Raw genomic sequence first — 14,220 nt, 5'->3', positions numbered from 1 at the left:
CCTCTCCCCCGCACCCTCCGCCTCCTCCCGCCCGGAGCCCCGCGCATGAGGGTCACCGACACCAGCGACCTGTGGTGGCGCACCGCCGTCTTCTACAACCTCGACGTGAAGACGTTCATGGACTGGGACGACGACGGCGTCGGCGACCTCGAGGGCCTCGTCCACCGGATCGACTACCTGGCCGAGCTCGGCGTCAGCTGCCTCTGGCTCGCGCCGTTCTACCGGTCCCCCGGCCGCGACAACGGCTACGACATCAGCGACTTCTACGGAGTGGACGAGCGCTTCGGGCACCACGGCGACGTCGTCGAGGTGATCCGGACCGCCCACGACCGCGGGATGCGGGTGATCGTCGACCTCGTCGTCAACCACACCTCGGACCAGCACCCCTGGTTCCAGGCCGCCCGCTCCTCCCCCGACAGCCCGTACCGCGACTACTACGTCTGGCGCGACGAGCCGCCCGCCGATCAGCCCGCGAACGTGTTCCCGGACGCGGAGGACGGCGTCTGGTTCCGTGACGAGGAGGCGGGCCAGTACTACCTGCACCACTTCTACCGGCACCAGCCCGACCTCAACACCGAGAACCCGGCCGTGCGCGACGAGATCGCGAAGCTCATCGGGTTCTGGCTGCAGCTGGGCGTCGACGGCTTCCGGGTCGACGCGGTGCCGTACCTGATCGAGCCCGGCGCCCGCGACGAGCACGAGTGGCTGCGCCTGCTGCGCCGCTTCGTCTCGCGGCGCTCCGGCGAGGCGATGCTGCTGGGCGAGGTCAACGTGACCCGCGAGGAGCAGCTCGGCTTCTTCGGCGGCGAGGACGCGGACGAGCTGTCGATGCAGTTCGACTTCATCGGCAACCAGCGCCTCTACCTCGCGCTGGCCCGGGAGGAGGCGGCGCCGCTCGTCGAGGCGCTCGCGAGCCGCCCCGAGATCTCCGTCGGCAGCCAGTGGGCGAACTTCGCGCGCAACCACGACGAGCTCACCCTCGACCAGCTGAGCGACGACGAGCGCGACGAGGTCTTCGCGGCGTTCGCTCCGGAGCAGTCGCAGCGGATCCACGGGCGCGGCATCGTCCGCCGCCTCCCGCCGATGGTCGACGGCGACCCGCGCCGCGTCCGCCTGGTCCACAGCCTCGTCTTCTCGCTGCCCGGGACCCCGGTGCTCTACTACGGCGAGGAGATCGGGATGGGCGAGAACGCCGACATCCCGGGTCGGAGCGCGGTGCGGACCCCGATGCAGTGGAGCAGCGCCGCCAACGGCGGGTTCTCGCGTGCCGACGCCTCCGACCTGATCGCCGCCCCTCCCGGCGGCGGCTTCGGACCCGAGCACGTGAACGCGGCCGCGCAGCTCCAGGATCCGGACTCCCTCCTGGCCCACGTGAAGGGCCTCGCCTGGCTGTACCGGCGGTCGCCGGAGATCGGCTGGGGCGAGTACACGCACCTCCCCTGCGACGAGCCGAGCGTGCTCGCGCACCGGATGTCCGCGTCGACCGGCACGACCGTCGCGGTGCACAATCTGGCGTCGAACCCGCGCACGGCGCACCTGACGCTCCCCGACACCCCCGCCGGGGCGCGGCTGGTCGACTCCCTCGGCGGCGAGTCGCTCCCGCTCGGCGAGGACGGCGCCGTGTCGGTGCCCCTCGACGGCTACGGCGCGCGCTGGTTCCGCGTGGTCACGGAGGAGTCGCGCCGGCTGGTCTGAGCGGAGGGGCGGGGCTCTTCTCGACAGTCCAGGAGTCGTCGCAGTCGACCTCGAGTGCGACGACTACTGGACTCTCGAGGGAGGCGGGGCAGGAACGGAGGACGAAAGCACCCACCGCACGAAACGTTACGCACACCAGTCCACAGCATCGTTGACGCCACCATCCTCCCCCGCCTACCGTGAATCGCAACGTTTCGCCCCCGCCGCCGCACCAGGAGGATCCGCATGGCCCCCACTCCGCCGAGCCACCGCGTCCTCGCGAGCGGCAGCCGCATCCCCGCGATCGGCGCCGGGACGTTCGGCTCCGACCGCTACGACGCCGAGACCGTCGGCCTCGCGGTCGAGCACTCCCTCCGCGCCGGCTTCCGCCTCCTCGACTGCGCCACCGTCTACGGCAACGAGCCGCGCGTCGGCCGGGCGATCGCCGACTCCGGAGTCGACCGCGACGAGCTCTTCGTCATGTCGAAGATCTGGAACGACGCGCACGAGCCCGCGGCGGCCGTCGCCTCCGTCGAGCGCTCGCTCGCCGACCTCGGCCTCGACGTGCTCGACGCCGTCTTCGTGCACTGGCCCTTCCCCAACCACCACCCGCCGCACGCCGAGACCGACGCACGCGATCCGCACGCCCGCCCGTACGTCCACGAGGCGTTCCTCGAGACCTGGCGCGCGCTCGAGAGCCTGGTCGACCGGGGCCTCGTCCGGCACCTCGGCACCTCCAACGTCACCATCCCCAAGCTCGAGCGGATCCTCGCCGACGTCCGCATCGCCCCGCAGCTGAACGAGATGGAGCTGCACCCCTGCTTCCAGCAGCCGGAGCTGTTCCGCTTCTGCCTCGACCACCGCATCCAGCCGATCGGCTACTCGCCGCTGGGCTCGCCGTCGCGGCCCGAGCGCGACCGGGTGGAGGGCGACATCGTCGACATCGAGCACCCCGCGGTCCGGGCGATCGCCGAGGAGCGGGGCGTGCATCCGGCCGTCGTGTGCCTCGCCTGGGCGGTGAACCGCGGCCAGATCCCGATCCCGTTCGCAGTGAAGCCGGAGCAGATCGAGGCGAACCTGGCCGCCGCCTCCCTGGTGCTCACGGCCGAGGAGCAGGAGGCGCTGCGCGGCGCCGAGCGCAACAACCGGCTGATCAAGGGCCAGGTCTTCCTCTGGCCCGGCAGCACCGGCTGGCTCGACCTGTGGGACGCCGACGGCACGATCCCGGGCTGGAGCGGCTACGGCTCGCCCCGCGCCACCCTGTGACGTGGCCACCTACAAGGACCTGCAGCGGCTGACCGGCCTCTCGCTCTCGACCATCTCGAAGCACTACAACGGGCTCCCCGTGCGCCCCGAGAACCGGGCCGCGATCGAGGCGGCGGCCGCCGAGGTCGGCTTCCGGGTCAACGGCTTCGCTCGAGGCCTGCGCTCGCGGCGCTCCCGCACGGTCGGAGTGCTGCTGCCCGCCCTCGACAACGAGTTCCACCTCTCGATCATCGCGGGCCTCGAGCGGGCCCTGCGCGGAGAGGGCATCGGCGTGCTGGTCGGTGTGAGCCGCCCCGAGCCGGGAGCCGCGGTCGACCTGCTGCTCGAGAAGATGGTCGACGGGATCGTGGCGGTGCCGTCCGCGGGCGACGTCGACGCGCTGCGCCGCGCCTCCGAGCAGGGCACCCCCGTGGTGGCCGTCGACTGGATCGACGACGCACTGGTCACCGATCGCGTCGCGCTCGACAACGCGGGCGCCGGCGCCTCCGCCGCCCGCCACCTCCTCGACCACGGCCACCGCTCGATCGCGGTGCTCGGCGGGGAGGACGGAGTGTCCTCCACCCGGGAGCGGACCGCCGGCTTCCTCGCCGCCCTGGCCGAGCGCGGCGTCCACCCCGCCGCCGACGCCGTGGTGCGCGGCCCGCTGACGGTCGAGAGCGGAGTCGCCGCCGTCGAGCGGATCCTCGCCCTGAGCCCCCGGCCGACCGCCCTGTTCGCGAGCAACCGCGAGCTGACGGTCGGCGCCCTGATCGCCCTCGGCGACTCCGGACTGCGCGTGCCGACGGACCTCTCCGTCGTCGGCTTCGACAACGTCGAGCTGGCCCGCGTGGTCCGCCCGCACCTGACCACGATCGCCCAGCCGACGGAGGCGATCGCCGCCGAGGCCGCCGCCCTCGTCCGCCTCCGCCTCAGCTCCGGGGCGGAGCAGCCCGGTCCCCAGGAGCGGAGGCTCCCCGGCCGCCTGCTCGCCGGCTCGTCCGTCGCCCACCTCCACGACCTCTAGGAGCTCCTCTTGCTGACCACGACCCTCCTCCACCCCGAGATCCTGCACGCGCTCGCCCGCGCGGGCCACGGCTCCCGCGTCCTCATCGCCGACGGCAACTACCCCGTCGGCACCACGCTCGGACCGAACTCCGCGCTGGTGCACCTGAACCTCCGGCCCGACATGCTGACCGTCGACGAGATCCTCGACGCCCTGCTCTCGGCGATCGTCGTCGAGGAGGCGGCGGTCATGACCCCCGCGCCCGGGATCGACGTCCCCGCGCAGGACGCCTTCCGCCGGTCCCTCGACGGCGTCCCCTTCACCTCGCTCGAGCGGCACGCCTTCTACGCCGAGGCGCGCACGCCCGACGTCGCGCTCACCATCGCCTCGGGCGACCGCCGCATCTACGCGAACCTCATCCTCACGATCGGCGTGCGCCCGGCCGACGCGTCCTGAGCGGGCGGGCGGGCGGGGGCGTCGTCCCGCTCGCCCCCGCTCCCTGAGAGTCCACGAGGCGTTCTCACGGCCGGCATCCCTACTCTGGTCGGCGTGGATCTCGACACCCTCCTCAACATCGGCCTCGTCGTGCTGTTCGTCCTCCTCGGAGGCGTCTTCGCGGGCACCGAGATGGCCATCGTCAGCCTCCGCGAGAGCCAGGTCCGCGCGATCGAGGCCGGCAGCGAGCGCGGCCGGCGCATCGCCGAGCTCGTCCGCAACCCCAACACGTTCCTCTCCGCGGTCCAGATCGGCGTCACGCTCGCCGGCTTCTTCTCCTCGGCGTACGGCGCCTCGACCATCGCGCCCGACCTCGTGCCGCCGCTGCAGTCGCTCGGCCTCTCGGCCTCCGCCGCCTCGACCGTCGCCCTGATCCTGATGACCCTCGTCATCGCGTACCTCTCCCTGGTGCTGGGCGAGCTGGTCCCCAAGCGCCTGGCGATGCAGAAGTCCGTCGCGTTCACCAAGGCCCTCGCGCCCCCGCTCAACGCCCTCGCGCGCCTGATGCGCCCCGTGATCTGGCTGCTGTCCGTCTCGACCGACGCCGTCGTCCGCCTCCTCGGCGCCGACCCGCGCGAGAAGGGCGAGAGCGTCTCGGCCGACGAGGTGCGCGACATGATCTCCAGCAACACCGAGATCCACGAGGACAGCCGCCGGCTGCTCACCGACATCTTCCGCGCGGACGACCGCCGCGTCGCCGAGGTGATGCGCCCGCGGCCGGACGTCGACTTCCTCCGCGGCGCGCTCAGCGTGGCCGAGGGCTACGCGGCGGTCCTCGACCAGCCGCACTCGCGCTACCCGGTGGTCGGCGACGACTTCGACGACGTGCTCGGCTTCGTCCACGTGCGCGACCTGATGTCCGCGTTCCCGGAGGCGGGTCGCGCCGGCACCGCGAGCAGCGTCGCCGACATCACCCGCCCGATCCTCGCGGTCCCCGGCACGACGAAGGTGCTCGCGGCCCTGCGCACCATGCGCCAGGACGGCCACCAGATCGCCGTCGTCATCGACGAGTACGGGGGAACGGACGGCATCATCACGCTGGAGGACCTGCTCGAGGAGCTCGTCGGCGAGATCTACGACGAGTACGACGGCGCCCGCCAGGCGGTCGACGCGAAGGCGGCCGAGCAGCTGCACGACGTCGACGGCGGGATGATCCTCGAGGACCTGGCGGAGCAGCTGGGCATCGAGCTGCCCGAGGGCCCGTACGAGACGGTCGGCGGGTTCGTCCTCGACCGGATCGGCCGCGTGGCCGTCGTGGGCGACTCCGTCCTCGTCGGCGACCACCTGCTCCGCGTGGCCGAGACGGACCGCTACCGCATCTCGCGGCTGACCCTCGTGCCGCAGCCCGCATCGGAGCCGAGCCCGCCGACGGCGCCCGCCGTCTGACGGGCGACCGGCCGCGCCTAGGGCAGAGGGCCCTCCACCCAGCGCGTGGCGGCGCGGCCGCGGGCTCCGGGCTGCGCGATCCACAGTCCGCCGGCGTGCGGATGACGCGCCCGCTCGTCCGCCGAGAGGTCGCGCGAGGCGGAGGTGACGACCGCGATGTCCAGGTCCTCGCCCGCGAAGGCGATGCTGGAGGAGTGCGGGGCGTCGATCCTGATGCCCTCGCCCTCGACCGGGCTGCCGTCGGCCTCGAACACCCGGACGCCGCTCCCGCCCCAGACCGCGACCCACACGCGGCCGTCGGCGTCCACGGTCAGCCCGTCGGCGAACACGCCCTCCTCGAGCTCGACGAAGTACTCGCGCGGGCCGTGCTCGCCGTCCGCGTAGGAGCGGCGGTGGATCACGCCCGACTCGGTGTCGGCCGAGTACAGCACGGAGCCGTCCGGCGAGAAGCCGAGTCCGTTCGAGAGCCGCAGGTCGTCGTCGAGCACGGTGACGGATCCGTCGTGCTCGATGCGCAGCAGGACGTCGTCGCCCGCCGACTCGCCGAGGGTCAGCGAGCCGACCAGGAGGCGCCCCTGCGGGTCGATCGTGCCGTCGTTGAAGCGGTGCCCCTCCGGCAGCAGCTCGGAGCCGCGCGTGAGGGAGCCGTCGACCTCCAGGATCGCGAGCCGCCGGGTCAGCGCGACGAGCGTCCGCCCGTCGCCCAGGGGCAGCGCGGCGCCGACCTGCTCGCCGACGTCGGTGCGCGAGATCGCTCCGATCCCCTCCGCGGTGACGGGGGCGGACAGGACCGCGCCGGCCTCGATGTCGACCCAGGTGAGGCGGGCGGTGTCCGGATCCCAGACGGGCCCCTCGCTGAGGACGTAGGTGGGGGTGCCCGCGGGCGTCGCGTCGATCATGCCTCCACGCTAGGCCGAGGAGGCGGGCGGTGTCAGGCCCCGCGGGACGGATCCGGGCTCGCCTCCACCGCGCCTCGCTCCGCCTCCGGGTGGGCACCGGTCCCCGGGATACACCCGCTCGGCGGTCCGTGACAAGGGGTGAATAGCCCGGCGATATGGAGCCGCCCGCGGGTCTAGTGTCGTCTCGCCGCGCTCGGGACAGCGTTCCTCCGCAACGACGCCGGGGCGACAGGAAGGCGCTCGCCATGTCGACATCCACCAGTCCGCGCGGCCCGGTCCGGAGCCTCGTGCCCGCCCGCATCGACAGGCTCCCCTGGACCCGCTTCCACTGGTCGATCGTCGTCGGCCTCGGCTTCTCGTGGGTGCTGGACGGACTCGAGATCCAGATCGTCGCCTCCGCCGGCTTCGCGAAGGAGTTCGGGCTCTCGGCCTTCGAGGTCGGCCTGCTCGGCACGATCTACCTGTGCGGGCAGATCGCGGGCGCCCTGATCTTCGGGCGACTGAGCGACAAGCTCGGGCGGCGCAAGCTGTTCATCCTGACGCTCGTCATCTACCTGGTCGCCAGCGGCCTGGCGGGACTCGCGCCGAACTACGTCTTCCTCGCCGTGTTCCGCTTCTTCGCGGGCATGGGGATCGGCGGCGAGTACGCGGCGATCAACTCCGCGATCGACGAGCTCATCCCCTCCAAGTACCGCGGCCGCGTCGACATCGCGATCAACGGCACCTACTGGGGCGGCGCGGCTCTGGGCTCCGCGGCCAACCTGTTCTTCCTGAACGACGCGCTCTTCGCCGAGAACGTCGGCTGGCGCCTCGGCTTCTTCCTCGGCCCGATCCTCGGACTGGCGATCATCTACCTCCGCCGCCACATCCCCGAGAGCCCCCGCTGGCTGATGACGCACGGCCGCGAGGAGGAGGCGGAGCGCACCGTCGACGAGATCGAGCGCCGGGTGGAGGCCGAGGGCGGCGTGCTCGAGCCTGTCGACGACGCGAAGGCGATCACCGTGAAGGCGACGGAGAGCATCCCGTTCCGCACCATCGCCCGGGTGCTGCTGCGGCAGTACCCCAAGCGGACGCTGGTGGGCGCGACGATGATGATCACCCAGTCGTTCCTCTACAACGCGATCTTCTTCACCTACGCGCTGGTGCTCGAAAACTTCTACGGAGTCGAGCAGAGCGCGATCTCGTACTTCTTCTTCCCGTTCGCGATCGGCAACCTCGTCGGGCCGCTGGTGCTCGGCCACCTGTTCGACGTGTGGGGCCGGCGGAAGATGATCTTCCTCACCTACGGCGTCTCGGGAGCGGTCCTGGCCGTGTCGGCGGTCCTCTTCAGCATGGACGTCCTGACCGCGACGACGCAGACGATCCTCTGGTGCGTGTCGTTCTTCTTCGCCTCCGCCGGAGCCTCGAGCGCCTACCTCACCGTGAGCGAGATCTTCCCGCTCGAGCTGCGCAGCCAGGCGATCTCGTACTTCTTCACCCTCGGGCAGATCGCCGGAGCGGTCGCCCCCGCCCTCTACGGCGCCCTGATCGGCGACGGCAGCGACCGCGGTCCGCTGACGATCGGCTACTTCGTCGGCGCCGCCGTGATGATCCTCGGCGGCGTGATCGCCCTGATCTTCGGCGTCGACGCCGAGCGCCGCAGCCTCGAGAGCATCACCGAGCCCCTGTCGACCGTGAAGTCCTGAGGCCGGATCGCCGCCCGCCGGCCGAGCGCCGCCCGGGAGCGGCGTCTCGGAGCCGATGTCAGTGGGCCGGCGACTCGGAGTCGGCGTCAGTGAGCCGGACGGTAGCCGGTCCGGTCGTCGGGGGTGATCGAGCGGAGGACGCGGGCGGGGACGCCGGCGGCGATGGTGAGCGGGGGGACGTCGCGGGTGACGACGCTGCCCGAGCCGATCACGGCCCCGTCGCCGATGGTGACGCCCTGGTTGATCGTGACGCCGCCGCCTATCCAGACGCCGTCGCCGACGACGACCGGCTTCGCGGTGCAGGCACCGGCGGCGCGCTCGGCCGGGTCGAGGGCGTGATTCGACGTGTAGATCGAGACGCGCGGGCCGAACAGCACGTCGTCGCCGATCGTGATGGGGGCGCCGTCGAGCAGGATGCAGTCGAAGTTCGCGTAGAAGCGGTCGCCGATCGTGATGTTGAACCCGAACTCGCAGCGGAACGTCGGCTCGAGGTGCGTGTCCGCGCCCACCGAGGCGACGAGCTCGCGGAGCAGAGCCTCCCGCTCGACCGATGGGCGCCCGAAGCTCGCGTTGTACGCGTTCGAGGCGAGGACCGCCCGCTCGCGCGCGGCGACGAGCTCGGGGGTCATGTCGTCGTACACGGCGCCGGTCAGGATGTGCGCGCGCTGGTCCTCGAGGGTCATCGTCGTCCGTTCGTCGGTGTCGGCGCCCCGACGGGCGCCCGCGCCCACGCTACGGGGCCGCCGCGCGCCGGGACGCCACCTCCTCCGCCGACGCACCGCTCCTGCCGCGGCGTGTCGCCGATGGAGCGGCGTCTCGGCGCAACCCCGCAGCAGGAGCGGCGTCTCGGCGGCATCCTGCAGCAGCAGCAGCGGCACCTCGGCGCCGCCACGCCCCCGCCGCGCAGCAGGCGTCAGCCCACGTGCACGCCCGGCCGGCGGTCGCGGCGGGACTCCGCGCGGCGGAGGACCTCGCGGGTGACGGGGGCGACCTCGCCGGTGCCGGTGATGAGGAAGCGGAACATGTTCGAGATGGGGCCGCCCTCGGTCCACTCGAAGTAGACGTCCGGGATCACGCCGGTGAGGTCGCGGATCTCGAGCAGCACCGTGGCGATGGTGTTCGGGATGTTGCCGCTGGTCACCGTCAGCACGCGGAAGCCGTGGCAGACGCGGCCCTGCACGACCAGGTCCTCCTCGAAGTCGGAGGAGTCGGTGGTGTGCACCTCGAGGAAGAGCACCGGGCCGCGCATCGGCAGATTGCTGTCGCGCTGCTCCTCCGCCAGCTTGTCCCGGTACTCCGCCTCGGAGCCGTCGTCGGGCTCGTTCGCGAGGATGCGGATCACGCCGTAGTCGTCGGCGTCCGTGGTGAGGAAGTCGATCGCGGCGGCGTCGAACACCACGGAGGTGGCGCGTAGCTGGAACGAGCGGTGCACCCGCGAGACGAGCGAGACCGAGAGGATGCCGACGATGAAGACCGCCGCGATCCGCACGCCGTCGGGCCTCTCGACCACGTTCACGACCGTCGTGTAGACGAAGACCAGCGCGATGACCGCGAAGCCCACGGCGCGCTTGCGCTGCTTCCTGCGCTTCGCCGAGAGGAACACCGCGACGGACGCGGAAGTGATCAGCACCAGCACGCCGGTCGCGTAGGCGCCGCCCTGCGCGTCGACATCGGCGCGGAAGAGGATCGTGATGACGAAGGCGACGACGGTGAAGACCAGCACGAGCGGACGCACGGCGCCGGCCCACTGCGGAGCCATGCCGTAGCGGGGCAGGTAGCGCGGGACGATGTTGAGCAGGCCGGCCAGCGCGGAGGCGCCCGCGAACCAGAGGATGCAGATCGTCGCGATGTCGTAGACCGTGCCGAAGCCCTCGCCGAGGTACTCGTGCGCGAGGTAGGCCAGCGCGCGGCCGTTGGCCTCGCCGCCCGGCTGGAACTGCGCCTGCGGGATGAGCAGCGTGGTGACGAAGCTCGAGGTGATGAGGAACGCCGACATCGTGACGGCGGCGGTGATGAGCAGCCGCTTCGCCCCGCGGATGCGGCCGACGGGGGCGTCCTCGGTGTCGCCCGCGTCGCCGCGGATCTGCGGCATGACAGCGACCCCGGTCTCGAAGCCGGAGAGCCCGAGCGCGAGCTTGGGGAACACGATGAGCGCGATGCCGACCATGACCAGCGGATTCCCGTGCTGGGTCGTGAGCGCCGACCACCAGTCGCCGATGACGACGGGGTTCTCGGCCACGTGCCCGATCGCCACGGCGATCACGATCGCGTTGAGCAGGAGGAACACGGCCACGAGCACGACCGCGATCGAGATGGCCTCGCGGAACCCGCGGAGGAACACGATCCCCAGCAGGGCGATCAGCCCCAGCGTGAGCGGCACCTCCGCCCCGTGGAACCATGCGGGGGCGAACGGGTTCTCGACCGCGTGCGCCGTCGCGTCGGCCGCCGAGAGGGTGATCGTGATCATGAAGTCGGTGGCCGCGAACCCCAGCAGCACCAGCACGAAGAGCTTGCCGCCCCACCAGGGCAGCAGGCGCTCGAGCATCGCGATCGACCCCTCGCCGCGGAAGCTCTCGCGGGCCACGCGGCGGTAGACGGGGAGCGCGCCGAGGAGCGTCAGCACCACCAGGACGATCGTCGCGAGCGGCGAGACCAGGCCCGCGGCGAGCGCCGCGATCGCCGGCTGGTAGCCGAGGGTGGAGAAGTAGTCGACGCCCGTGAGGCACATGACGCGCCACCACGAGTGCGTCTTGCCGGTGGCCGCGTGGGGGCCGGGGTGCGCTCCGGAGTCGTCGCGGAGGCCCTCGAGGAGCCACGCCTTCACCCCGCCCGCGCGCGCGGAGGAGAGAGGGGAGGGTTCGAGGGCGTCGGGGTCGCCACGGACGACGGAAGAGGTCACTGGATGTTTCTACTCGCCGTGAGGAGCGCGCCCGCCCGGAATGAGCGGATCCTCACGCTTTCCTCACGGGTAATCGGCTGGGGAGGGACGTCGACGCGCGATCCCGCGCCGTGAGGGGGTCGTGAGCGTCGCGCGAGCGGACCGTGCGGATCGGCCCGGTACGCGTCCGCGTTCCGTCAGGATCCCCTCGCACCCGCCGTCGCGGGCCGACGATGGCGCTCGTGCACCTGCTCCTCCGCCTCCTCGACGCCGGCCCCCGCTGGGGCCGCCACACCGTCGGCGCGAGCCGGTACGGCGTCGTCCGGAGCGAGCTCGTCGTCTTCGCGCCCGGCACCTCCGTCGAGGAGCGGAGGCGCCTCCGCCTGCACGCGGCCGGTCCGCAGCTGGTCGTTGCCGTGACGGCCGCCGGCGCCGTCGGGACGCTCGCGCTCGACCGGCTGCCGCTCCTCCTGCTGGCCGCGCTCGCCCTGCCGACCGCGTCGCTCCTGCTCCTCTCGGCCCGCTCGACCCGCCGCCTCCGCCGCGCCTGCGCCCGCCGGCTCGTGATCGCGGACGTCGACTCCCCCGCCGTCGCCGAGCAGGCGGCGATCGCGGCCGTGCTGCGGCGGGCCGACCGGCTGCTCGACGCCGGCGTCCTCACTCCGCTCGAGCACGAGGAGGTGTGGGCCTGCGCCCACGACCGGGTCGCGGGCCGCGTGGCTGACCGCCGCTCCCAGCCCCGAGCGGGAGGATCGGGGACGTCCGCCACCGATGGGAGCCCCTCATGACCACACCGCGCCGCGCACTGATCCTCGTCGACGTGCAGCAGGAGTACTTCAGCGGTCCGCTCGAGATCCAGTACCCGCCGCACGCGCAGTCGCTGCCGAGGATCGCCGCCGCCCTCGACTCCGCCGCCGCGGCGGGCCTCCCGATCGCCGTCGTCCAGCACAGCGCGGGCGAGGGAGCGCCGATCTTCGACCCGTCGGGTCCGTCCTTCGCGCTGCACCCGGAAATCGAGAAGCGCCGCTCGGACTCGTGGAAGAACGTGACGAAGCAGTTCGGCACGGTCTTCGCGGGGACCGACCTGCTCGACTGGCTCCGCGAGCACGACGTCGACACGATCACCCTCGTCGGCTACATGACCAACAACTGCATCCTCGCCTCGGCCGCCGAGGCCGAGACGCACGGGCTCCGCGCCGAGGTCCTCTCGGACGCGACGGGCGCGATCGCGATCTCGAACGACGCCGGCTCCATCGACGCGCACTCCCTGCACACCACGCTGATGGCGCTGCTCAACTCGAACTTCGCCGCCGTCGCCCCGACCACCGCCTGGATCTCGGCGCTGAAGGGCGAGTACACGCTCCCGATGAGCAGCCTGCCCGAGTCGGCGACGGCGGGCGCCGCTCGCTGACGGGTACTCCTCCGGACGGATCGGCCGGCTCTACTCTCGGTGCATGGCCCTTCTGCACCGTGCGACGATCACCCCCGGGAAGCTCGAGATCGTGGAGGCATGGGCGCCGACGCAGCCCTGGTGCGAGGGCGGCGGATTCACGCAGCTCGGCGCCTACCGGTTCGACGACCCCGATGGCGAGGTGGGAGTGGAGACGCTGATCGTCCAGTCGACCGGGCAGCCGCCGCTCCAAGTGCCGCTGACCTACCGCGGCTCGCCTCTCGCCGGCGGTGACGCGCATCTCCTCGCGACCGTCGAGCACACCGTCCTCGGTCGTCGCTGGGTCTACGACGGTGCCGGCGACCCCGTCGCGATCGCCGCCTTCGCCACGGCGATCCGCACCGGCGCCCGGGAGGTCGAGCAGCATTTCGAGGAGGACGGGCAGCGCATCGTCCGCCCGCCGACCGCGACGGTGCAGGGCAGCGGATCAGGCGCCGGAGCGTCCGGGCCGCCGTCGACGGTGCTCGTCCGCAGCGACGCACGGACCACCACGACCTCGGCCGACGGTCTGACTCTCGTCCTCGCGCGGGTCCTCGCGCCGCCGTTCCTCGAGGGCGAGGAGCGGCTGACCGGCAGGTGGAGCGAGGCGCTCCCCGTCACCCTCGCCGTCCTGGCCTGAACCGGCTCCGGTGGTCCGCCGCCCTCCGTCGCCCGGGTCGTGGGCGACGGACGGCGGCGCGCTCCGGGAGGACCTGCTCAGTGGCCGCGCAGTGCCGCGACGGTCCGAGTGGGACTAGTCGTTCAGGTGCGCGATGGCGTAGTCGGCCTCGTCGCTCGTGAACTGCTCCCCGTACTCGCTGGTCAACTGGTCGCGGATGGCCTCCGGCGCCATCGCCATCTGGGCCTGGTAGTCCTTGGCCTTCGCCAGCGCGTTGGCGTTCCAGTCGGCGGAGACGGTGTCCACCGCGTACTGCGCGGCCTCGGGCGAGAACTGCTCCCCGTACTCGGAGGTGAGCTGGCCGTACAGGCCCGCCTTGCTCATGTGGAGCATCTCGGAGTAGCTCTGCGCCTTGATGAGTGCCGAGGCGAACTCGGGCGAGACCTGCGCAGCAGCCGCCGTCTCGACAGGCGCCGGGGCAGGGGCGACCGTCTCGACGGGTGCGGGCTCCGCCGTCTCGACGGGTGCGGGCTCCGCCGTCTCGACGACCTCCGCCTCCTCCGTGGCCGGCACGACGGGAGCGGTCGTGGGCTCGGACGACTCGACGATCACGGCCGCCGGGCGGTCGCTCGAGGCGGAGTTCACGGCGGCTCCGAAGCCGATCGTCGTCAGGAGCGAGGCGAGGACGGCCAGACCGCCGAGGACGACGCCGGTGATCGACATCGCCTTCGACTGACCGCGGCGGAGGGCGAGGATGCCCAGGACGACGGCGGCGATCCCGACGAGTGCTCCGAAGACCGGCACGAGGCCGACGAGGAACGCGACGATGCCGACGACGAGTGCGGCGATGGCGAGGCCGGTCGGGCCGGTCTTCGGAGCACTCGTCGGGATCGCCGCCGTCGTCCTG

At 72.4% G+C, this 14,220-nt stretch carries 13 protein-coding genes; 9 read left to right on the top strand and 4 right to left on the bottom strand.

From position 1 onward, the window contains the following. The first annotated feature begins 45 nt into the window (after positions 1–45). From C5C49_RS16355 to C5C49_RS16335, 5 genes are all read left to right on the top strand, one after another. The gene (locus tag C5C49_RS16355; protein ID WP_104329829.1) at positions 46–1,695 is read left to right on the top strand and encodes an alpha-amylase family protein; all 1,650 of its coding nucleotides are present in this window, start codon (positions 46–48) and stop codon (positions 1,693–1,695) included. Between the two features lie 225 nt (positions 1,696–1,920). Further along, positions 1,921–2,940: an aldo/keto reductase gene (locus tag C5C49_RS16350; protein ID WP_104261686.1), complete on the top strand. Its 1,020-nt coding sequence runs from the start codon at positions 1,921–1,923 to the stop codon at positions 2,938–2,940. 1 nt (position 2,941) lies between these two features. Then, positions 2,942–3,943: a LacI family DNA-binding transcriptional regulator gene (locus tag C5C49_RS16345; protein ID WP_104346596.1), complete on the top strand. Its 1,002-nt coding sequence runs from the start codon at positions 2,942–2,944 to the stop codon at positions 3,941–3,943. A gap of 9 nt (positions 3,944–3,952) precedes the next feature. Beyond that, positions 3,953–4,378, top strand: a complete 426-nt coding sequence (locus C5C49_RS16340) for an RbsD/FucU family protein (RefSeq protein ID WP_104346595.1) — start codon at positions 3,953–3,955, stop codon at positions 4,376–4,378. Between the two features lie 93 nt (positions 4,379–4,471). Next, a complete protein-coding gene (locus tag C5C49_RS16335) occupies positions 4,472–5,803 on the top strand; it encodes a hemolysin family protein (RefSeq protein WP_104233863.1) in 1,332 nt (443 codons plus the stop codon). Positions 5,804–5,820: 17 nt separating this feature from the next. Here the strand turns inward: C5C49_RS16335 and C5C49_RS16330 are convergent, their stop codons facing one another. Further along, entirely contained in the window at positions 5,821–6,702 is an 882-nt protein-coding gene (locus C5C49_RS16330; protein WP_104346594.1) for an SMP-30/gluconolactonase/LRE family protein, read from the bottom strand. A 245-nt stretch (positions 6,703–6,947) separates the two neighbouring features. On the opposite strand from C5C49_RS16330, the gene C5C49_RS16325 reads away from it, so the two are divergent. Continuing rightward, entirely contained in the window at positions 6,948–8,387 is a 1,440-nt protein-coding gene (locus tag C5C49_RS16325; RefSeq protein WP_104225083.1) for an MFS transporter, read from the top strand. A gap of 86 nt (positions 8,388–8,473) precedes the next feature. On the opposite strand, the gene C5C49_RS16320 is transcribed toward C5C49_RS16325, so the two are convergent. Together C5C49_RS16320 and C5C49_RS16315 are read right to left on the bottom strand one after the other, a co-directional pair. Beyond that, positions 8,474–9,070: a sugar O-acetyltransferase gene (locus tag C5C49_RS16320; RefSeq protein WP_104346598.1), complete on the bottom strand. Its 597-nt coding sequence runs from the start codon at positions 9,068–9,070 to the stop codon at positions 8,474–8,476. Positions 9,071–9,300: 230 nt separating this feature from the next. Then, on the bottom strand, positions 9,301–11,286 hold the full coding sequence (locus tag C5C49_RS16315; protein WP_374953855.1) for an amino acid permease: 1,986 nt from the start codon (positions 11,284–11,286) through the stop codon (positions 9,301–9,303). Positions 11,287–11,507: 221 nt separating this feature from the next. Between C5C49_RS16315 and C5C49_RS16310 the strand changes: the two genes are divergently transcribed. From C5C49_RS16310 to C5C49_RS16300, 3 genes are read left to right on the top strand one after another with little or no spacing between them, the layout of a single operon-like run. Further along, the gene (locus C5C49_RS16310) at positions 11,508–12,053 is read left to right on the top strand and encodes a DUF6611 family protein (protein WP_146084911.1); all 546 of its coding nucleotides are present in this window, start codon (positions 11,508–11,510) and stop codon (positions 12,051–12,053) included. Continuing rightward, a complete protein-coding gene (locus tag C5C49_RS16305; protein WP_104346592.1) occupies positions 12,050–12,676 on the top strand; it encodes an isochorismatase family protein in 627 nt (208 codons plus the stop codon). Before C5C49_RS16310 ends, C5C49_RS16305 begins: the two co-directional genes overlap by 4 nt. 43 nt (positions 12,677–12,719) lie before the next feature. Continuing rightward, on the top strand, positions 12,720–13,334 hold the full coding sequence (locus C5C49_RS16300) for a hypothetical protein (RefSeq protein ID WP_104227321.1): 615 nt from the start codon (positions 12,720–12,722) through the stop codon (positions 13,332–13,334). 114 nt (positions 13,335–13,448) lie between these two features. On the opposite strand, the gene C5C49_RS16295 is transcribed toward C5C49_RS16300, so the two are convergent. After that, positions 13,449–14,220, bottom strand: a 772-nt coding sequence (locus C5C49_RS16295) for an Ltp family lipoprotein (protein ID WP_308471231.1), incomplete at its 5' end; no start/stop codon positions are given.

It is taken from the genome of Rathayibacter sp. AY1E2 (assembly GCF_002932325.1).
Taxonomy (GTDB): domain Bacteria; phylum Actinomycetota; class Actinomycetes; order Actinomycetales; family Microbacteriaceae; genus Rathayibacter.
The sequence above is the reverse complement of the archived record's forward strand: the minus strand, read 5'-3'. Positions and strand labels throughout refer to the sequence as shown.

What these genes read in the sequence shown, in the direction of transcription:
- C5C49_RS16330 (WP_104346594.1), bottom strand. Translation starts at nt 6,702, where the DNA reads ATGATCGACGCGACGCCCGCGGGCACCCCCACCTACGTCCTCAGCGAG.
- C5C49_RS16350 (WP_104261686.1), top strand. Translation starts at nt 1,921, where the DNA reads ATGGCCCCCACTCCGCCGAGCCACCGCGTCCTCGCGAGCGGCAGCCGC.
- C5C49_RS16305 (WP_104346592.1), top strand. Translation starts at nt 12,050, where the DNA reads ATGACCACACCGCGCCGCGCACTGATCCTCGTCGACGTGCAGCAGGAG.
- C5C49_RS16320 (WP_104346598.1), bottom strand. Translation starts at nt 9,070, where the DNA reads ATGACCCTCGAGGACCAGCGCGCGCACATCCTGACCGGCGCCGTGTAC.
- C5C49_RS16300 (WP_104227321.1), top strand. Translation starts at nt 12,720, where the DNA reads ATGGCCCTTCTGCACCGTGCGACGATCACCCCCGGGAAGCTCGAGATC.
- C5C49_RS16355 (WP_104329829.1), top strand. Translation starts at nt 46, where the DNA reads ATGAGGGTCACCGACACCAGCGACCTGTGGTGGCGCACCGCCGTCTTC.
- C5C49_RS16325 (WP_104225083.1), top strand. Translation starts at nt 6,948, where the DNA reads ATGTCGACATCCACCAGTCCGCGCGGCCCGGTCCGGAGCCTCGTGCCC.